This window comes from Novosphingobium sp. BL-A-41-Hi4B-X5A, from assembly GCF_055521705.1.
In genome coordinates this window covers 1,481,131-1,499,034 of the sequence record NZ_CM145500.1, presented here as the reverse complement: position 1 = coordinate 1,499,034, position 17,904 = coordinate 1,481,131, and the positions used below count along the sequence as shown (strand labels likewise).

The following is a 17,904-nucleotide window of genomic DNA, read 5'->3' as shown; positions in this document are numbered from 1 at the left end:
GCAGCCCCAAAACCTGCCGTCACCCCGGGCTTGACCCGGGGTCCCGCTGTTCTTCCGAGCCATAGACTCCGCTCAGTTGTCCTGCTCGTTCACCGCCAGCAGTGCGAGTTCGGTGCGATTGTCGATGCCCAGCTTCTGGTACATCGTGTGCAGGTAGACTTTCACCGTGCCTTCGCCGATGCCCAGTTCCGCTCCGATGTCGCGGTTGCGCAGGCCACGGGCGACAAGTGCGGCGATCTTGCGCTCGCGCGGGTTGAGCTTGGCCAGCGGCCCTTGCGCATCGGGGCGCAGCGACAGATCGATGGCCCGCTGCAGGAAGATCGGCTCGATGGCCTTCTGGCCGCCATGGACCTTCTCCAGCACGCCGACCAGGCCGTCTTCCGCCCCGTCCTTGGAAACGATGCCCTCTACCCCAGCACGCATCACCGAAATCAGCTGACGATCATTGATCTCGGCAGTCAGCAGCACAACCGGGCGCTTGTCGCCGCGATCGCGCAACACTTCCAGCGTCTGAACCCCGTTCATGCCGGGCATGTTGATATCCAGCAGGACGATGGCCGGATCGTGGGTCTTGATCGCATCCAGCGTCTCCTCGCCACTTGCGGTGGCAGCCACCACCGAGAACCGGGTGCCGCGCAACACCGCTTCCACGCCGGCGCGGATGAAGCCGTGGTCATCGGCCACTAGGACTGGAATCATGCAAGTTCTCCGGATCGTAAGGCTATTTCGAGACGGGCGCCGCCTCTGCTGGAATCAAGTCTGAAGCTTCCGCCCAGTGCCTCGACACGTTCCGAAATGGAGCGTGGCCGCGCGGCATTGCCGAACGTGGGGAAGCCGACACCATCGTCGGTGATGCTCAGGCGCAGCTCGCTGTCACATTCGGTCAGGGTGACCAGCACCTTGCTGCACTTGCCATGGCGCGCCGCATTGGCAATTGCTTCGCGCACGAGCTGGCGGATTTCGTGCGAAAGCTGTACCGAAACCGGCTGAGGGTCACTTGTCAGGGCAAGCTCGGTCGAGATGTGCCAATGCGCACCCGCCTCGGCCAGAAGATCGCGCAGCTCCTCGGCGATATCAGTCCGTCGGTCGCTTTCCTGGCCCCGCCTCAGTCTTTCGATCAACAGGCGCAGCTGTCCCTGTTCGCGACGCAGCGCATTCTTGATCGAATCGATTTCGCCTTCGGGATCGTTGCCTTCGCGGATCCAGCGGCGCAGCGCTTCGAGACGGAACAGCGTGCCCGCCAGGAACTGGGCCACGCTGTCGTGCAGATCGCGCGCAACGGCGTGCCGGACGCCCGTTTCTGCGGCTGTGCGCGCAAGCGAGGCCATTTCCTCCCGGTCCAGCGCCTGCCCGAACTCGCGGGCTATCGCCGACATCAGGCCGATATCGTCAAAGCTCAGGGCGTGGGCGTTCCACACCACGAGATGGCCTGACCCCATCACGCTGCGCACCGAAGCGATCATCCCGTTCTCGACGCCGAGGAGGGTGGCCAGGCGCGAATCAAGCTGTTCTGCGCGGACCTCAATGGTGTCGTCGGCGGAAGCCTCGACCAGTTGCCGGCCCCGCTTCATGTCGATGAGCGAGGCGGGCAGGGGGGCAAGCAGTTCCTCGGCGAAGGTCTCGGGCGAAAGGCGCTGCCTGTCCGGTTGCCCGTCGTCTATCCGGCGCAGGTCGATCCACGGTTCCTCGCTGCTGGCGAAGGCGAATGCCGCGTTGCGCGCCCCGAACGACTGTATGACCAGATTCAGAGCGCCATCGAACACGAGGTCACGCCGCTCGCCGGGAATGCCCGCCGGTTCGGGCAGCACGGCCATGCGCCCAGTGGAGCGGGACATGCTCAGCCAGATCAGCATCGAGGCAAGCAGGATCATGTAGATCGTGCGCCGCACGAAGCGATAGGGGTCGATGTCGAAACCCCAGGAATACAGGATCATTCCGAACAGCAGGTTCGTGACCAGCAGCACGATGGCTGTGACGACCGTGGCTCGCCAGTTCCATCTGACCATGGCGACGACCAGCAGGAACGCGGCCAGCGCGAGGAACGGGCTCTGGAACTCGGTATACCGGCTCTCGGTGAAATAGACCGCCGCGATGAAGATCGCCACGTCGATTGCTTGTGCGGCCGGGGCCAGACGGAAATCGAACCACCAGCTTCGCCAGGCCAGGACCATGAGGGCCGCCGTCCACAGCGTGTAGGCGGAAAGCAGGCTGTAGCCGTAGAACTCGCCGCGCACCGGCACGGTCGGGTCCAGCACCAGGGCGAGCAGAAACGCAAGCGCAAGGATGGCTCGTCCGGTCGCAACGACTCGCCCCGTGTTACGCCTGCGCATTTTTCTTGCCCGTCCTGTCCTGATTCGGACTCCCCACACCATTTTTGCACGCCGTGCGCGCTCTGAACAGTCATTTGGCTGTGCCAGTCCGGCACGGTCAGATGTTAAGCGGGTTTTAACTGGTCGATCACGTTTATAGTGCGGTTAATGAAAGAATATTTGGCAAATCCGGGGCGTTCGTGCAGAATTGATTGCACCGGGCGTTTACCTTTTTGGATGACCGGGAACAGTCGGGATTCATCACTGCAATGATTGTGACGGGCGAACTTTGCGAAAATCCGCTGGTCGAGCTGACTGCAAAGCAGAGAGAGGTTCTCGATCTGTTGATTCAGCATATGACCTCCAAGGAGATCTCGCGACAGTTGGGGATATCGCCCCACACCGTCGATCAGCGCATCATGCTGGCCCGGGCCAAGCTCGGCGTGGCCACCCGCGGTGAGGTCGCCCAGGCCTATCGCCGTCTGGTCGAGACATACGAACAACCCGTATATGAAGATTCCCATATAGGTTTTCCGCCACTTCCCGTCGAAAACAGCTCTCGGGATGACATCGATGTCGGACCGTCAGGAGCAGAGGCCAGGCTTCCAGTGCATGATGCACCCGGGATCGAGGGTCGGGCCGCTGCTCCGGTCGAACGCAGGCGCCAGGCGCCGGCCGAGGCTGACGGGATGGTCTATCATCATGTCCTCCCGGAGATGTTCGACGGGCCGAATGGCACCCTTCTGCGGCTGGGCTATATTGGCGGCATAACGGTGTTCCTGATCCTGATCGTGCTGGGCGGGCTGAGCATGTTCATGCAACTGTCCACCATGCTCGACCAGTAGGGCGAGGTCCTTCACCGACCATCTCCTTCCATGAACCGGATTTCCGGCGCGGGGGCGTCGGCGTCCACATGAAGGGGTCCGTTCTGGCAACGGGGCGGGACAGGGTGTGAAGATGAAAGCTACTGACAACACGATCGCGATGCCTTTCGGGAAAGCCAATGGTGCACAGGCCAATGGCCGCGCCGCCGCCGCTGCTTCCGGCAATGCCACGGCCGTCCACGGCCTGCGCATCACCCGCGATCTCCACGATGCCGAGGCGGCGCTGGATGAGGCGCTGATCCGCCAGGCCAACCTGCTCGCCACAATGGTCCGCGCCCGCCGCGAGACGCCGGTCGGTCCGTTCACCGGCCAGGATGCGCTGCTCCGTCTCGCCGCCAGCCAGAAGGCGGTGCTCGATGCCAGCGGCGAACTCGCCCGCGTCCATGGCAAGCTGCTCGACGTCGGCCGCGAAATGGGCTCGGGCCTGGTCGACGATTGCCCGCCCACGGGCTCGCTCGGCGATGCCGCCCACCCGGTCGCGCTGGTCGATGCGGCCTGAGCGCCGAGTGCTGGTGAATCGGGCGCTGGTGGTTACGGCAGCGGGCAGGGGTTGAAGCAATGCTCATGATCTGGGCCGCTCGCATCGCCTTTGTCGGCATCCTCGTCTTTGCCTTGCGCAAGGGCGAGGAGCCGGAGCGCATGGTCGCGACCATCCTGATCGCGACCATCCTGCTCGATCTCGCCAACCACGCGCTGTTCGGCAGTCCCGCCTTCTTCGCGATCGACCCGGGGCACCTGATCATCGACAGCTGGGCCCTCGCCGGCCTGCTGTGGGTGGCCTTGCGCGCCAACCGCGGCTGGCCGCTCTGGGCCTGCTCGGGACAGGTCATCGTGATCCTCGCCCACCTCGCCAAGATGGTCGACCTCTCGCTCGTCCGCTACGGCTACTTCGCGATGAGCCAGCTGCCCATCGCGATACAGAGCGCCGCGCTCCTCCTCGGCACCACCGCCCATCTCCAGCGGACTGACCGCATCGGCCGCTACCACGCCTGGCGCCTCACCTGACGCCCTAGGCACCCCGGCTCGCCGCCGGTCACCGCACAGCATCGCCGCCTTACCATTCATCCCATTTCACGGGAGCCACAGACATGACCGTACGTTCCATGCGCAGTGCGCCGCCCCGGCGCGATTCCGTCGGCCGCCGGGCCAGCCTCGCCATCGTCGGCGCCCCGTCCGCTCCGGCAGCGCCCGCCTTCGCCGCGCCCGCCGCCCCGGCGCTCGACGAGGCGACCATTGCCCGCCACACCGTCGCCGCGCGGGAATTCTACAACGCCCGCCGCCGCCGCCACAAGCACCTGCCCGCCGATCTCTTCGGCGAGCCGACCTGGGACATCCTGCTCGATCTCTACGTCGCCGGGCGCGAGAACCGCCGCGTGCCGACCACCAGCGCCTGCATCGGCGCTCACGTCCCGCCGACGACCGCGCTGCGCTGGCTGCGCATCCTCGAGGCGCGCGGCCTGGTCGAGCGTGAGGACGATGGCCGCGATGGCCGCCGCACTTTTGTCCACCTCAGTCCCGCCGGGCTCGCCGCCATGGACGCCACGCTCGCCCTGATGTGCCAGCGCATGGAGGACATCGCCGACAAGATCCTCACGCCAACCGCCGAAGACTGAACGCTCATTCCTCCCCGACAGGGGGAATAAGGCTGTCACCAGCGGGGGAGGGGCCAGCGGAGGAGGGGCCAGCGCCGCCCGGCACCTCCTCCCGCAGCACCCCCTCCCGCAAGCCTGCCTCCCGCAACACCGCCTCCCGCATCCCCAGCAACTTGGCCCGCAGCGAAGCCCGCGCCCCATCGGCCCGCGCCGCATCCGCCGCCGCACGCTCGGCCTCCCAGCGCACCTTCAGCGCGTCATAGACCGGATGCCCCTCGCGCAGGTCGTTCACCCTGACCGCGCCATACTTCTCCGGCCGTCGCGCGCGAAGCAGGAACATCAGCAGCCCGGTATTGTGATGCGTCCACGTGGCGACGACCTTCCCGCGCGAGACCACCGGCCGCTCCTCCCCGGCAATCGCCCGCTCCAGCGCGCAATCCTCCAGCCGCGAATAGCCCCGCTCCACCGCCGCATCCCACGCCCGCGCAAAGTCCTCCGCGCCCGCCCGATGCCGCAACTTGTAAAGCGCCTCCACCGAAGCCCCGATGGAAAGCGCCGCCTGACTCACGATCCCCGTAGCCGCCAGCGTCGCAATGAACCGCCGCTGCTTCTCCGGCGTGATCGAATTTCGCCGCGGCGCCACATGCAGATAGGGCGCAAACTCCAGCGCCGACTCCTCGACAACATCCACCCGCCGCACCCGAGACGTCCGCTTTTCCTCCCCCGCCGGGGGAGGGGGAGCACCGAAGGTGGTGGAGGGGCACGCGCCGTTCAGCACTTCCCCACGCGCATCTCTCTCAATCTCATCCATCCCTCACAATTAACCTATACGGTTAAATGTAGGAAAGCGAAAACTAGGAAGGGTCAGGAGAGAAGGAAAAATGCGAGGGTCATAACCCTCGCGCTCCCATGAGTCGGAGCAAGCCGCACCCCAAGTTCCTCCCCGCCCCGGAGAGGGGGACCATCCGCAGGATGGTGGAAGGGGCAGCAGCACCCAAGCACCCCGCCACCCCCCTCCCGCAGGCGGGAGGGGTCGGGGGTGGGGCACTATCAAACCGACGTCCCGCAAGCGCCACATCATCAACCCATCACGCATGGCCGCAATGAACGGTGAACTCGCCTTACGCCGCTAACTCTGCCTGAACGAGGGCTTTAGGTGGGCCAGCCTGCAATTTGCGAAGAAGATTAGAGATTTCGTAAAGTGTCACCGTAATTCCTGGCCGAGAACTTCCTCGCGATGGTCCAGTTGGCTTCAATGCGGATCTGGCTCCGCATTTATGAGTCTACGGCCTAAAATTAAGCCGAATACTGATAGCCATATTTTGGCGGTTGCACGTCCTTCAGGCCAAATGTGTAGTAATATTTTCTCGCTGCACGCCAGCCACGGCGAAAGCTAGGAAGGCGAAAGTCTGGTTTATCTTCGCCATCCCAAGAGCTGGGATCGATCCACGTCCCCAAAATAAGATCCCGGTTGCTTGGCATTACGGTACCCCATCCAAATTTCGAGATTAGAATGCTGTTCCTTTTACGCAAAGCTTGTCTAAGGGAATTAACAAGCCAGCCGTCCAACGATCGAAGAGTATCTTGATCATCGAGAAGTGCATAAAAACTCATTAGGCCGCGCATTTTTTTTAGCTTTTTGCCATCAAATATCATCGAAGATAGTTCAATTTCAGAAAGTCCACCGTATAAATAATTTCGAATTTCCATTATAAGACCTAAGAGATCCCAATCATATCCCTTCGGACGGCTGAACCTCTTTGGATTGTACGCGAATTTGTCTCCATAATGAAATAGATATAGGTGAATTAGCCGCGACAATCTGCGCTTAATTCTTAAGACGCTAGCTTCAGACAGCGTAAGGCCGGCCGGCGTAAAGCGGTAGCCGAGGTAATCTATGAAGCCGACTGTTCTTATTTCAGCTTCCTTATTAGCAACTAAAGCGATTCCAGGAGATTTTTTTTGATTAATCTTAATGCCGGTCTGTCTACAGTGCTCAGCGAAGCATCCTTCAATTGTTACCGCGCTCTCATAGCTATTGCAAAGAGCGGTGACGTCGTCCGCAAAGCGAACAAACTTGCCAGGCATTCGTTCAAGTCGAACATCAAGTTGATGATTCGCAAGATTAGCCAGTAGTAGTGAGATAGATGAACCCTGCGGGGTCCCCATTCGCCTCGTAGAAAAATCATTTTTTCCATATTGATTTTCGTTTGCATATTTATGAAACATAAATGACCGAATAGCTTCTTTCTCAAACAGAGTGGCCGTGAGAAGTTCTCTGTCATTCAGAAGTTCTTTTATATACTTACTTGGTATGGACTCAAAATAATTCTTAAAGTCTATTTGTACGGAGTAAACTTTGTCAGTAGAAATCATGTAGCTTTTAAGGTCCAAAATAGCATCAAAAATATTTTTATCAGGATGATAGGCAAAAGAGTGTGGCGAGAAACGTTTCAAATTTCTCTCGCGGATTCGGCGCATTAATACGTTGGCTAAAGCGGTATCTGGAATCGAAAACGCCATAATATCGCGCTTTCCTCCATTGGGTTTGTCTATCTGGAAATGCTGAGCAGGCAACGGCCTGTATGCCTTCGTCAGGACTTTATGCCATAAAGTCTTGGCTAAGAAATTTGCATTCCGCTTACAAAAAACTGGATCGAAATGCCGATGCACATATTGCGACGGTTTTGAAGTCGCTTTTTTGGCAGGAGTTCCAGTTCGTCGAGCTATACGGCTCTGATATTCAGCTCTGGTGCTTTCTTTCGAAGAGTTCCGGGAAAAAACTCGATCACAGACTCGCTTTATTTCCCGCTTAATCTCGGTCTGCATATTTCCCCACACCGTTTCGGCGGAACCAGAGAAGAAAGGGCCACCTCTGCATCTCAGCATTAGTGTTCTCGATTGTGACACTTGCCAGAAGGAAGGGTGTCACTCTCAAGGCGTTGGAAGCCTGTAACCTCCAGTTATCTTTGGTCCCGCCATCGGCATACTACGCCACTGCACAATTCTTGATCATAATTGGAGCATTGTTGTCAACGGCCATGTGACGCTTATCGCAGTGTTAGCAAAACTTTTCTGAAGGAGTAGGTCAATCCGATAGCATGTGCTGAACGCTGCTGACTGCAGTTGTGCGCGGTCAAAAGCTAAAGCATCCTTTTTGTTGTTTTGGTCACGCACCCATTGATTTTGACCCGGGTATCGCCCTGTATCGTGCTGCAGGCTCAGTTAAGTTGACATGCGATTTGAGGAGGTCAGTGTACTTGCCCACCCCACCCCTTGACCCCACCCCCAAACCCGCCTAAGGGCGCGTCCTTCCACAGGTGCGGCCTCGCTGTGCCTATGGCTTGAGCTGAACATTGCCGGTGCGTCTGGGTCTCTCAGGTAATCCGTCAAAGTAACCCGGTGACGAAAGTTGCGGGTGGAGCGTTTCGGTTCGTGATTGCGTTTGGGGGAGGGGCCTTTGGGCCAGCCTTCCCGTTTTGCGCATTTGCGGTGCCCGCATCCTTCACCTTCTGCCGAAGCGCCAGAACTACAGGTGAAGTTTTCACATGCCCACTATCAATCAGCTGGTCCGCAAGGGCCGCGAACCGCAGAAGGCCAAGTCCAAGGTCCCTGCGATGGAGCAGAACCCGCAGAAGCGCGGCGTCTGCACCCGCGTCTACACGACCACCCCGAAGAAGCCGAACTCGGCTCTCCGCAAGGTCGCCAAGATCCGCCTGACCAACAGCCGCGAAGTCATCTCGTACATCCCGGGTGAAGGCCACAACCTGCAGGAGCACTCGGTCGTGCTCATCCGCGGCGGCCGCGTTCGCGACCTTCCCGGCGTTCGCTACCACGTCCTGCGCGGCGTGCTCGATACGCAGGGCGTCAAGGACCGCAAGCAGTCCCGCTCGAAGTACGGCGCCAAGCGCCCGAAGTAAGGTTTAGCAAGGTCCGGCGCCGGACCGCTCCCCCTCCCGGCTACCCTACGCGGGTAAGCTCTGGGTGGCCGGGAGGGGGAGCGGGCCGGTGCCGCAAGGCACACCCGGATGGGTGGGCCGCACTCCGAAGGAGTACAAGATATGTCACGTCGTCGTCGTCCGGAAAAGCGGGTCATCCTGCCCGATCCGAAGTTCGGTGATCAGGTTCTGTCGAAGTTCATGAACAACCTCATGCTCGATGGTAAGAAGTCGGTTGCCGAAAGCATCGTTTATGGCGCTCTCGAAACCATGCAGACCCGTGCGAAGGCGGACCCGGTCCAGCTCTTCCACGATGCGCTGAACAATGTCCGTCCGCAGATCGAAGTGCGCTCGCGCCGCGTCGGTGGTGCGACCTACCAGGTCCCGGTCGAGGTTCGCCCCGAGCGCGCCCAGGCCCTCGCCATCCGCTGGCTGATCACGGCTGCACGCAACCGTTCGGAAACCACGATGGCCGCGCGCCTCTCGGCCGAGCTGCTCGATGCTGCCAACAACCGTGGCAACGCCGTCAAGAAGCGTGAAGACACCCACCGCATGGCCGACGCCAACCGCGCGTTCAGCCACTACCGCTGGTAAGTCTTTAAACGGTCACATCCGTAACCATATGGGCGGAGCCTCCCCGGCTCCCCCATAGACCCAAGGAATAGCACCATGGCACGCAGCCATCCGCTCGAGCGCTATCGCAATTTCGGCATCATGGCGCACATCGACGCCGGCAAGACGACGACGACCGAGCGCATCCTCTACTACACCGGCAAGTCCTACAAGATCGGCGAAGTCCATGACGGCGCCGCCACCATGGACTGGATGGAGCAGGAGCAGGAGCGCGGCATCACGATCACGTCGGCCGCCACCACCTGCTTCTGGCAGGACCACCGCCTCAACATCATCGACACCCCCGGCCACGTTGACTTCACCATCGAAGTCGAACGCTCGCTGCGCGTGCTCGACGGTGCCGTCGCCGCCTTCGACGGCGTCGCCGGCGTCGAACCCCAGTCGGAAACCGTCTGGCGCCAGGCGGACAAGTACAACGTCCCCCGCATGTGCTTCATCAACAAGCTCGACCGCACCGGCGCGAACTTCAAGTACTGCGTCCAGACGATCATCGACCGCCTCGGTGCAACGCCTGCGGTGCTGTATCTGCCGATCGGCGCGGAAAGCGACTTCAAGGGCCTCGTCGACCTCGTCGAGCAGCGCGCCATCATCTGGAAGGATGAATCGCTCGGTGCCGAGTTCTTCTACGAGGACATCCCGGCCGACATGGCCGACGAAGCTGCCGACTATCGCTCGAAGCTCGTCGAACTCGCCGTCGAACAGGACGACGAGGCGATGGAAGCCTACCTCGAGGGCAACGAGCCCGACGTGGCGACGCTCAAGAAGCTGATCCGCAAGGGTACGCTCGGCCAGGCCTTCGTGCCGGTGCTGTGTGGCTCGGCGTTCAAGAACAAGGGCGTCCAGTGCCTGCTCGACGCGGTGGTGGACTACCTGCCTTCGCCGCTCGACATCGAGGACGTGCAGGGCATCAACCCCGACACTGAAGAGCCCGACAGCCGCCCGACGGCGGACGACGCGCCGTTCTCGGCGCTGGCGTTCAAGATCATGAACGACCCGTTCGTCGGCTCGCTGACCTTCACCCGCATCTATTCAGGCACGCTGACCAAGGGCAGCTACCTGAATTCGGTGAAGGACAAGAAGGAGAAGGTCGGCCGCATGCTGCTGATGCACTCCAACAACCGTGAAGACATCGATGCGGCCTACGCCGGCGACATCGTTGCCATCGCGGGTCTGAAGGAGACGACCACGGGCGATACGCTCTGCTCGGAAAAGCACCCGATCATCCTTGAGCGCATGGAATTCCCCGAGCCGGTCATCGAGCTCTCGGTGGAACCCAAGACCAAGGCCGACCAGGAGAAGATGGGCATCGCGCTCAACCGTCTCTCGGCAGAGGACCCCTCGTTCCGCGTTTCGACCGACCACGAATCGGGCCAGACGATCATCAAGGGGATGGGCGAACTTCACCTTGAAATCCTTGTCGACCGCATGAAGCGCGAGTTCAAGGTCGAGGCGAACGTCGGTGCGCCGCAGGTGGCCTACCGCGAATACCTCGCCAAGCCGATCGACCTCGACCACACCCACAAGAAGCAGTCGGGCGGCACCGGCCAGTTCGGCCGCGTCAAGGTCAAGGTGACGCCGGGCGAGCGTGGTTCGGGCTTCGTCTTCAAGGACGAGATCAAGGGCGGTAACATTCCGAAGGAATATATCCCCGCGATCGAAAAGGGCTTCCGTGAAACCGCTCTGACGGGCTCGCTGATCGGCTTCCCGATCATCGACTTCGAAGTCCTGCTTTATGACGGTGCGTACCACGACGTCGACTCGTCGGCTCTGGCCTTCGAAATCTGCGCCCGCGGTGCCATGCGCGAAGCCGCCCAGAAGGCCGGCATCAAGCTGCTCGAGCCGATCATGAAGGTCGAGGTGATCACGCCTGAGGAATACCTCGGTGACGTGATCGGCGACATCAACTCGCGTCGTGGCCAGATCCAGGGCACCGACAGCCGCGGCAATGCCCAGGCTGTTACCGCCATGGTCCCGCTGGCAAACATGTTCGGCTACGTGAACCAGCTCCGCTCGTTCACCCAGGGCCGTGCAAACTACTCGATGTTCTTCGACCACTACGACGAAGTCCCGGCGAACGTCGCGACCGAGCTCAAGGCGAAGCTTGCATAAGAGCACGGATAGCATTAGGGGCGGCGCTCGATTCAGCGGGTGCCGTCCATTTCCCGCAGTATCTGCACACATACGAAAAGAAGGTTTGAACAATGGCCAAGGCTAAGTTTGAGCGGACCAAGCCGCACTGCAATATCGGCACCATCGGTCACGTCGACCACGGCAAGACCACGCTGACCGCTGCCATCACCAAGGTTCTCGCAGAGACCGGTGGTGCAACGTTCACCGACTACGCGAACATCGACAAGGCTCCGGAAGAGCGCGAGCGCGGCATCACCATCTCGACCGCACACGTCGAGTACGAGACCGCCAACCGCCACTACGCGCACGTCGACTGCCCGGGTCACGCTGACTACGTCAAGAACATGATCACCGGTGCTGCCCAGATGGACGGCGCGATCCTGGTCGTGAACGCTGCTGACGGCCCGATGCCGCAGACCCGCGAGCACATCCTGCTCGCCCGTCAGGTCGGCGTGCCGGCTCTGGTCGTGTACATGAACAAGGTCGACCAGGTCGACGACGAAGAAATCCTCGAGCTCGTCGAACTCGAAGTTCGCGAACTGCTGTCGTCGTACGACTTCCCGGGCGACGATATTCCGATCGTCAAGGGTTCGGCTCTGGCCGCTCTCGAAGGTCGTGACGACAACATCGGTCGCGATTCGATCAACGCGCTGATGGAAGCTGTCGACAGCTACATCCCGCAGCCGCCGCGCCCGACCGACAAGCCGTTCCTGATGCCGGTCGAAGACGTGTTCTCGATCTCGGGTCGTGGTACGGTTGTGACCGGCCGCGTCGAAACCGGCATCGTCAAGGTTGGTGAAGAAGTCGAAATCGTCGGCCTCAAGGACACCACCAAGACCACCGTCACCGGCGTCGAAATGTTCCGCAAGCTGCTCGACCAGGGTGAAGCCGGCGACAACATCGGTGCGCTGGTTCGCGGCGTGAAGCGTGAAGACGTCGAGCGCGGCCAGGTCCTCTGCAAGCCCGGTTCGGTCAAGCCGCACACCGAGTTCTCGGCTGAGGTCTACGTGCTGTCGAAGGACGAAGGTGGCCGTCACACGCCGTTCTTCGCCAACTACCGCCCGCAGTTCTACTTCCGCACCACCGACGTGACCGGCGAAGTGATCCTCCCTGAGGGCACCGAGATGGTCATGCCGGGCGACAACGTCACCCTGTCGGTCAAGCTGATCGCTCCGATCGCCATGGACGAAGGTCTCCGCTTCGCAATTCGCGAAGGCGGCCGCACCGTCGGTTCGGGGGTTGTCAGCAAGATCACGAAGTAATATAGGCCGCGCACCGGCGGGGAGATTCGCTCTCCTCGCCGGTCGGTTTTTTACTGACTGATCGCTTCCAGGCAGTCGGCCCGCTCTCCCCGAGCTTCGTGAAAGGGGTGGGGTAGAGGGCAGGTCGACTGGCTTTTTTGTTTTGCTCTTTCGCATCGGTAAACGGACATGGACGCCCAGAATATCCGCATTCGCCTCAAGGCCTTTGATCATCGTGTGCTCGACCAGGCCACTGGAGAAATTGCAGATACCGCCCGCCGCACCGGCGCGCTGATCCGGGGCCCCATTCCGCTCCCGACGCGCATCGAGAAGTTCACCGTGAACCGCGGTCCTCACATCGACAAGAAGTCGCGTGAGCAGTTCGAAGTTCGCACCTACAAGCGCCTGCTCGACATCGTGCAGCCCAATGCGGCCACTGTCGACGCGCTGATGAAGCTGGACCTCGCGGCCGGCGTCAACGTCGAGATCAAGCTGGCTTGAGGCCGCTGATCGAGCGAGCTGCCCAGGCAGTGACCGCTCCGGCCGGGTCGTCCGCATCGACCCAGGGTTTCTGGCCGGACCTGTTCCGGCCCAGACTTTCACCAAGGCCAAGGTCCGGTGAAAGGCCAGAGTTTCCGGGGTAACAAAAGCCCCGTTGACAATGGGATACCTCCGGCACCGTCCTTTTCGGACCTTGCCGGGCAAGCGTCCCCCGATTGCTACCGTCCAGGCGGTGGCATTCAGCCCGGTCGGGGGCGCGCTTCACATACGGGCTGAACACGCATGTCGGGATGGGCCCGGCATGCCTCTGTTATGGAGTATGGATCATGCGCACCGGCGTGATCGCGAAGAAGGTGGGGATGACCCGCCTTTTCCAGGAAGATGGTCGGCACGTGCCGGTTACTGTCCTGTCGCTAGAAAATTGCCAGGTGGTTTCGGTTCGCACTGAAGATCGTGACGGTTACGTCGCGGTTCAGCTCGGTGCAGGCGAAGCCAAGCAGAAGAACGTTGCCAAGCCGCAGCGCGAGCACTTTGCCAAGGCAGAGGTTCCGCTGAAGATGGAAGTCGCCGAGTTCCGCGTTGCTGAAGATGCGCTGCTCGACGTCGGCTCGACCATCGCTGCTTCGCACTTCGTCCCTGGCCAGTATGTCGACATCACCGGCAACACCCAGGGCAAGGGCTTCCAGGGCGCGATGAAGCGCTGGGGCTTCGGCGGTATGCGCGCCACCCACGGTGTCTCGATCTCGCACCGTGCACACGGTTCGACCGGTAACCGCCAGGATCCGGGCCGCGTCTTCAAGAACAAGAAGATGGCCGGTCACATGGGCGACCGTCAGCGCACCCAGCAGAACCTCGAAGTCGTCCGCACCGACGACGAGCGTGGCCTGATCTTCGTGAAGGGCTCTGTGCCCGGTTCGAAGAACGCCTGGCTCCTCGTGCGTGACGCCGTGAAGGTCTCGCGTCACGCTGAAGCGCCCTATCCCGCAGGCCTCAAGCAGGCCGCAAACAGCAATGACTCGGCAGCTGCCGACACCCCGGCGGAAGTCGCAGGCGTCGAAGCCACCGAAGGTCAGGAGGGCTAAGTCGTGAAGGTTCAGGTCCTCAATCTCGACGGCACCGCCGGCAAGGGCGAAGTGGAACTGTCGGATGACGTGTTCGGTCTCGAACCGCGTGCTGACATCCTGCATCGCGTCGTCACCTGGCAGCTCGAAAACCGTCGCGGCATTGCCCGCAAGGCGCGCGAGCGTTCGGACGTTGCCCGCACCGGCAAGAAGTTCGGTCGCCAGAAGGGCGGCGGTACGGCTCGTCACGGTGACCGCAAGGCACCGATCTTCATCGGCGGTGGCAAGGCTCACGGTCCGCGCGTTCGCGAGTTCAACATCTCGCTGAACAAGAAGGTCCGTGCACTCGGCCTCAAGATGGCTCTCTCGAGCAAGGCCAAGGCCGGTCTCGTCGTGGTCGACTCGCTCGACATCGACGCCAAGACCAAGGCGCTGGTTGGCCAGCTTTCGAAGGCCAACTGGGGCAAGAAGGTTCTCGTGATCGACGGTGACGCCGTGAACGACAACTTCGCCAAGGCCGCCCGCAACATCGTCGGCGTGAACGTGCTGCCTGCCATCGGCGCCAACGTCTACGACATCCTGAAGCATGACACGCTGGTGCTGACGCGCTCTGCTGTCGAAAAGCTGGAGGCGCGTTTCAATGGCTAACGCAATCGACACGCGTCACTATGACGTGATCGTGGCTCCCCACATCACGGAAAAGGCGACGCTGCTCAGCGAAAACAACGCCGTGGTCTTCAAGGTTGCCGACAAGGCGACCAAGCCGGAGATCAAGGCCGCGGTCGAAGCTCTCTTCAACGTCAAGGTCACCAAGGTGAACACCCTGACCCAGAAGGGCAAGACCAAGCGCTGGAAGGGCAAGCCCTACAAGCGCTCCGACGTCAAGAAGGCTGTCGTGACCCTGGCTGCTGGCCAGTCGATCGACGTCACCAGCGGGATCTGAGGCTAGACCATGGCACTCAAGAGCTACAATCCGACCAGCCCCGCCCGGCGCGGCCTGATCCTCGTCGACAAGTCGTCGCTGTGGAAGGGCAAGCCGGTCAAGGCGCTGACCGAAGGCAAGAACAAGACCGGCGGCCGCAACAACAAGGGCCATGTCACTTCGCGTGGCATCGCCGGTGGTCACAAGCAGAAGTACCGCTACATCGACTTCAAGCGTCGCAAGTGGGACATGCCGGCTACCGTCGAGCGTCTGGAATATGACCCGAACCGCACGGCGTTCATCGCTCTCATCAAGTATGAGGACGGCGAGCAGACCTACATCATCGCTCCGCAGCGTCTTGCCGTTGGCGATACCGTTGTTGCCGGCGAGAAGACCGACGTGAAGCCTGGCAATGCCATGCTGCTGTCGCAGATGCCGGTCGGCACCATCATCCACAACGTGGAGATGAAGCCGGGCAAGGGCGCGCAGATCGCACGTTCGGCAGGCACCTATGTCCAGCTCGTCGGTCGTGACCGCGGCATGGTCATCGTTCGCCTGAACTCGGGCGAGCAGCGCTACCTGCGTGGTGACTGCATGGGCACCGTCGGTGCCGTGTCGAACCCCGACAACGCCAACACGAACCTTGCCAAGGCCGGCCGCAACCGCTGGCTGGGCAAGCGTCCTCTGACGCGCGGCGTTGCCAAGAACCCGGTCGACCACCCGCACGGTGGTGGTGAAGGCCGTACTTCGGGTGGCCGTCATCCTGTGACTCCGTGGGGCAAGCCGACCAAGGGCGCCCGCACCCGTCACAACAAGTCGACGGACAAGATGATCATCCGTTCGCGCCACGCGAAGAAGAAGAGGTAAGACCACATGGCACGTTCCGTCTGGAAGGGCCCCTTCGTCGACCTGCATCTGCTGAAGAAGGCGGAAGCCGCTCACGATGCAGGATCGCGCGCTGGCGCCATCAAGACCTGGTCGCGTCGTTCGACCATCATTCCGCAGTTCGTTGGCCTGACGTTCAACGTCTACAACGGGCACAAGTTCATCCCGGTTTCCGTCTCGGAAGAGATGGTCGGCCACAAGCTCGGCGAGTTCGCACCCACGCGCACTTTCCCGGGTCACGCCGCTGACAAGAAGGGCAAGCGCTGATGAGCAAGCCTAAGGCACCCCGTCGCGTTGGCGACAAGGAAGCGCTGTCGGTCGGCACGCAGATCCGCGGTTCGGCCCAGAAGCTGAACCTCGTGGCTGCGCTGATCCGCGGTCACAAGGCCGAAGACGCGATGAACATCCTCGCGTTCTCGAAGAAGGCCATGGCTGTTGACGCCCGCAAGGTGCTCGCTTCGGCGATCGCCAACGCGGAAAACAACCACAACCTCGACGTCGACGCTCTGGTCGTGGCGGAAGCCTCGGTCGGCAAGTCGATCACGATGAAGCGCTTCCACACCCGTGGTCGCGGCAAGTCGACCCGCATCCTCAAGCCGTTCTCGCGGCTGCGGATCGTGGTCCGCGAAGTTGAGGAGGCCTGATCATGGGTCACAAGTCGAACCCCATCGGTCTGCGCCTGCAGATCAACCGCACCTGGGACAGCCGCTGGTACGCGGAAGGTCGCAACTATGCGCAGATGCTCAAGGAAGACCTTGAGATCCGCAAGTTCATCGTCACGAACCTGCCGCAGGCAGCGATTTCGAAGGTGGTGATCGAGCGTCCTGCCAAGCTGTGCCGCGTGTCGATCTATGCCGCTCGTCCGGGCGTCATCATCGGCAAGAAGGGCGCCGACATCGAGAAGCTTCGCTCGAAGCTTGCCACGATGACCGGCAGCGACGTGAAGCTGAACATCGTCGAGATCCGCAAGCCGGAAATCGACAGCAAGCTCGTCGCACAGGGCGTTGCTGACCAGCTGGTCCGCCGCGTTGCCTTCCGTCGTGCGATGAAGCGCGCCGTGCAGTCCGCCCTGCGTCTTGGTGCCGAAGGCATCAAGATCACCTGCGGCGGCCGTCTCGGCGGTGCGGAAATCGCCCGCGTCGAATGGTACCGCGAAGGTCGCGTTCCGCTGCACACGCTGCGCGCGAACATCGACTACGCGGAAGCCGAAGCCCACACCGCCTATGGCGTGATCGGCATCAAGACCTGGATCTTCAAGGGTGAGATCCTCGGTCACGATCCGATGGCGCAGGACCGACTGATGATGGAAGCCCAGACTTCCGGCGTCCGTCCGGCACGCTGAGCCCAGAGGGTAGAGAAGCACCATGTTGCAACCGAAGAAGACCAAGTTCCGTAAGGCCTTCAAGGGCCGCATCCACGGCGTCGCCAAGGGTGGTACGGACCTGAACTTCGGCTCCTACGGCCTCAAGGCCCTTGAGCCGGAGCGCGTCACCGCTCGCCAGATCGAAGCGGCCCGTCGTGCGATCACGCGCCACATCCGCCGTCAGGGCCGTCTGTGGATCCGCGTGTTCCCGGACGTGCCGGTTTCGAAGAAGCCCGCCGAAGTCCGCCAGGGCAAGGGCAAGGGTTCGATCGAATACTGGGCAGCCCGCGTGAAGCCGGGTCGCATCCTGTTCGAACTGGACGGCGTCCCCGGTCCGCTTGCGGCCGAGGCATTCAGCCGCGCCGCGATGAAGCTGCCGATCAAGACGAAGGTCGTTGCCCGCCTGGGTGACACTTCGCACCTTGGCGGCGAGTGATTGGGAGTC

21 protein-coding genes are annotated in these 17,904 nt (G+C 61.6%); 17 read left to right on the top strand and 4 right to left on the bottom strand.

The features are described from left to right. Positions 1–72 precede the first annotated feature (72 nt). Positions 73–699 carry a response regulator gene (locus ACZ1JY_RS07025; RefSeq protein ID WP_465130784.1) on the bottom strand — a complete coding sequence of 209 codons (627 nt, stop codon included), beginning with the start codon at positions 697–699 and terminating at the stop codon, positions 73–75. Next, positions 696–2,330, bottom strand: a complete 1,635-nt coding sequence (locus ACZ1JY_RS07020) for a sensor histidine kinase (protein ID WP_465130783.1) — start codon at positions 2,328–2,330, stop codon at positions 696–698. The genes ACZ1JY_RS07025 and ACZ1JY_RS07020 overlap by 4 nt, the downstream gene beginning before the upstream one ends. A 212-nt stretch (positions 2,331–2,542) precedes the next feature. On the opposite strand from ACZ1JY_RS07020, the gene ACZ1JY_RS07015 reads away from it, so the two are divergent. The 4 genes from ACZ1JY_RS07015 to ACZ1JY_RS07000 all read left to right on the top strand — a co-directional run bounded on the left by ACZ1JY_RS07015 (position 2,543) and on the right by ACZ1JY_RS07000 (position 4,806). Then, positions 2,543–3,154: a helix-turn-helix domain-containing protein gene (locus ACZ1JY_RS07015; protein WP_465130782.1), complete on the top strand. Its 612-nt coding sequence runs from the start codon at positions 2,543–2,545 to the stop codon at positions 3,152–3,154. A 112-nt stretch (positions 3,155–3,266) separates the two neighbouring features. Further along, positions 3,267–3,692 carry a hypothetical protein gene (locus ACZ1JY_RS07010; protein ID WP_465130781.1) on the top strand — a complete coding sequence of 142 codons (426 nt, stop codon included), beginning with the start codon at positions 3,267–3,269 and terminating at the stop codon, positions 3,690–3,692. 59 nt (positions 3,693–3,751) lie between these two features. Further along, the gene (locus ACZ1JY_RS07005) at positions 3,752–4,198 is read left to right on the top strand and encodes a hypothetical protein (RefSeq protein ID WP_465130780.1); all 447 of its coding nucleotides are present in this window, start codon (positions 3,752–3,754) and stop codon (positions 4,196–4,198) included. 83 nt (positions 4,199–4,281) lie between these two features. Next, the gene (locus ACZ1JY_RS07000) at positions 4,282–4,806 is read left to right on the top strand and encodes a hypothetical protein (protein ID WP_465130779.1); all 525 of its coding nucleotides are present in this window, start codon (positions 4,282–4,284) and stop codon (positions 4,804–4,806) included. 4 nt (positions 4,807–4,810) lie between these two features. Here ACZ1JY_RS07000 and ACZ1JY_RS06995 read toward each other — a convergent pair whose 3' ends face one another. Both ACZ1JY_RS06995 and ACZ1JY_RS06990 read right to left on the bottom strand, forming a co-directional pair. Beyond that, the gene (locus ACZ1JY_RS06995) at positions 4,811–5,596 is read right to left on the bottom strand and encodes a hypothetical protein (protein WP_465130778.1); all 786 of its coding nucleotides are present in this window, start codon (positions 5,594–5,596) and stop codon (positions 4,811–4,813) included. Between the two features lie 485 nt (positions 5,597–6,081). Beyond that, positions 6,082–7,614 carry a reverse transcriptase domain-containing protein gene (locus ACZ1JY_RS06990; protein WP_465130777.1) on the bottom strand — a complete coding sequence of 511 codons (1,533 nt, stop codon included), beginning with the start codon at positions 7,612–7,614 and terminating at the stop codon, positions 6,082–6,084. A gap of 719 nt (positions 7,615–8,333) precedes the next feature. On the opposite strand from ACZ1JY_RS06990, the gene rpsL reads away from it, so the two are divergent. The 13 genes from rpsL to rplP all read left to right on the top strand — a co-directional run bounded on the left by rpsL (position 8,334) and on the right by rplP (position 17,895). Then, entirely contained in the window at positions 8,334–8,705 is a 372-nt protein-coding gene (gene rpsL / locus ACZ1JY_RS06985) for a 30S ribosomal protein S12 (RefSeq protein ID WP_011444902.1), read from the top strand. Positions 8,706–8,846: 141 nt separating this feature from the next. Continuing rightward, positions 8,847–9,317, top strand: coding sequence for a 30S ribosomal protein S7 (rpsG, locus tag ACZ1JY_RS06980; RefSeq protein ID WP_039334380.1), 471 nt, complete (start codon positions 8,847–8,849; stop codon positions 9,315–9,317). 75 nt (positions 9,318–9,392) lie between these two features. Then, complete coding sequence (fusA, locus tag ACZ1JY_RS06975; protein ID WP_118073262.1) at positions 9,393–11,465, top strand: elongation factor G; 2,073 nt, start codon at positions 9,393–9,395, stop codon at positions 11,463–11,465. 92 nt (positions 11,466–11,557) lie between these two features. Beyond that, on the top strand, positions 11,558–12,748 hold the full coding sequence (gene tuf / locus ACZ1JY_RS06970; RefSeq protein WP_039334376.1) for an elongation factor Tu: 1,191 nt from the start codon (positions 11,558–11,560) through the stop codon (positions 12,746–12,748). A 168-nt stretch (positions 12,749–12,916) separates the two neighbouring features. Beyond that, positions 12,917–13,228: a 30S ribosomal protein S10 gene (gene rpsJ / locus ACZ1JY_RS06965; RefSeq protein ID WP_039334374.1), complete on the top strand. Its 312-nt coding sequence runs from the start codon at positions 12,917–12,919 to the stop codon at positions 13,226–13,228. A 326-nt stretch (positions 13,229–13,554) separates the two neighbouring features. Beyond that, positions 13,555–14,310: a 50S ribosomal protein L3 gene (gene rplC, locus ACZ1JY_RS06960; RefSeq protein WP_118073263.1), complete on the top strand. Its 756-nt coding sequence runs from the start codon at positions 13,555–13,557 to the stop codon at positions 14,308–14,310. Between the two features lie 3 nt (positions 14,311–14,313). After that, the gene (gene rplD, locus ACZ1JY_RS06955) at positions 14,314–14,937 is read left to right on the top strand and encodes a 50S ribosomal protein L4 (RefSeq protein ID WP_039334370.1); all 624 of its coding nucleotides are present in this window, start codon (positions 14,314–14,316) and stop codon (positions 14,935–14,937) included. After that, a complete protein-coding gene (locus ACZ1JY_RS06950) occupies positions 14,930–15,232 on the top strand; it encodes a 50S ribosomal protein L23 (RefSeq protein WP_118073264.1) in 303 nt (100 codons plus the stop codon). The genes rplD and ACZ1JY_RS06950 overlap by 8 nt, the downstream gene beginning before the upstream one ends. A 9-nt stretch (positions 15,233–15,241) precedes the next feature. Further along, positions 15,242–16,078, top strand: coding sequence for a 50S ribosomal protein L2 (gene rplB / locus ACZ1JY_RS06945; RefSeq protein ID WP_084278978.1), 837 nt, complete (start codon positions 15,242–15,244; stop codon positions 16,076–16,078). 6 nt (positions 16,079–16,084) lie between these two features. After that, positions 16,085–16,363, top strand: a complete 279-nt coding sequence (gene rpsS, locus ACZ1JY_RS06940) for a 30S ribosomal protein S19 (protein ID WP_039334365.1) — start codon at positions 16,085–16,087, stop codon at positions 16,361–16,363. Beyond that, complete coding sequence (gene rplV, locus ACZ1JY_RS06935) at positions 16,363–16,740, top strand: 50S ribosomal protein L22 (RefSeq protein ID WP_039334363.1); 378 nt, start codon at positions 16,363–16,365, stop codon at positions 16,738–16,740. The genes rpsS and rplV overlap by 1 nt, the downstream gene beginning before the upstream one ends. A gap of 2 nt (positions 16,741–16,742) precedes the next feature. Continuing rightward, positions 16,743–17,438: a 30S ribosomal protein S3 gene (rpsC, locus tag ACZ1JY_RS06930; protein WP_039334362.1), complete on the top strand. Its 696-nt coding sequence runs from the start codon at positions 16,743–16,745 to the stop codon at positions 17,436–17,438. A 22-nt stretch (positions 17,439–17,460) separates the two neighbouring features. Further along, positions 17,461–17,895 carry a 50S ribosomal protein L16 gene (gene rplP / locus ACZ1JY_RS06925; RefSeq protein WP_039334360.1) on the top strand — a complete coding sequence of 145 codons (435 nt, stop codon included), beginning with the start codon at positions 17,461–17,463 and terminating at the stop codon, positions 17,893–17,895. The last annotated feature ends 9 nt before the right edge of the window (positions 17,896–17,904 follow it).

Bases quoted from the DNA above. Each gene is read 5' to 3' on its own strand.
- ACZ1JY_RS06990 (WP_465130777.1), bottom strand. From the start codon at position 7,614: ATGCAGACCGAGATTAAGCGGGAAATAAAGCGAGTCTGTGATCGAGTT.
- fusA (WP_118073262.1), top strand. From the start codon at position 9,393: ATGGCACGCAGCCATCCGCTCGAGCGCTATCGCAATTTCGGCATCATG.
- ACZ1JY_RS07010 (WP_465130781.1), top strand. From the start codon at position 3,267: ATGAAAGCTACTGACAACACGATCGCGATGCCTTTCGGGAAAGCCAAT.
- rplP (WP_039334360.1), top strand. From the start codon at position 17,461: ATGTTGCAACCGAAGAAGACCAAGTTCCGTAAGGCCTTCAAGGGCCGC.
- ACZ1JY_RS06995 (WP_465130778.1), bottom strand. From the start codon at position 5,596: ATGGATGAGATTGAGAGAGATGCGCGTGGGGAAGTGCTGAACGGCGCG.
- tuf (WP_039334376.1), top strand. From the start codon at position 11,558: ATGGCCAAGGCTAAGTTTGAGCGGACCAAGCCGCACTGCAATATCGGC.
- rplB (WP_084278978.1), top strand. From the start codon at position 15,242: ATGGCACTCAAGAGCTACAATCCGACCAGCCCCGCCCGGCGCGGCCTG.
- rplV (WP_039334363.1), top strand. From the start codon at position 16,363: ATGAGCAAGCCTAAGGCACCCCGTCGCGTTGGCGACAAGGAAGCGCTG.
- rpsG (WP_039334380.1), top strand. From the start codon at position 8,847: ATGTCACGTCGTCGTCGTCCGGAAAAGCGGGTCATCCTGCCCGATCCG.
- rpsJ (WP_039334374.1), top strand. From the start codon at position 12,917: ATGGACGCCCAGAATATCCGCATTCGCCTCAAGGCCTTTGATCATCGT.
- rpsS (WP_039334365.1), top strand. From the start codon at position 16,085: ATGGCACGTTCCGTCTGGAAGGGCCCCTTCGTCGACCTGCATCTGCTG.
- rplC (WP_118073263.1), top strand. From the start codon at position 13,555: ATGCGCACCGGCGTGATCGCGAAGAAGGTGGGGATGACCCGCCTTTTC.
- rpsC (WP_039334362.1), top strand. From the start codon at position 16,743: ATGGGTCACAAGTCGAACCCCATCGGTCTGCGCCTGCAGATCAACCGC.
- ACZ1JY_RS07025 (WP_465130784.1), bottom strand. From the start codon at position 699: ATGATTCCAGTCCTAGTGGCCGATGACCACGGCTTCATCCGCGCCGGC.
- ACZ1JY_RS06950 (WP_118073264.1), top strand. From the start codon at position 14,930: ATGGCTAACGCAATCGACACGCGTCACTATGACGTGATCGTGGCTCCC.
- ACZ1JY_RS07020 (WP_465130783.1), bottom strand. From the start codon at position 2,330: ATGCGCAGGCGTAACACGGGGCGAGTCGTTGCGACCGGACGAGCCATC.
- rpsL (WP_011444902.1), top strand. From the start codon at position 8,334: ATGCCCACTATCAATCAGCTGGTCCGCAAGGGCCGCGAACCGCAGAAG.
- ACZ1JY_RS07000 (WP_465130779.1), top strand. From the start codon at position 4,282: ATGACCGTACGTTCCATGCGCAGTGCGCCGCCCCGGCGCGATTCCGTC.
- ACZ1JY_RS07005 (WP_465130780.1), top strand. From the start codon at position 3,752: ATGCTCATGATCTGGGCCGCTCGCATCGCCTTTGTCGGCATCCTCGTC.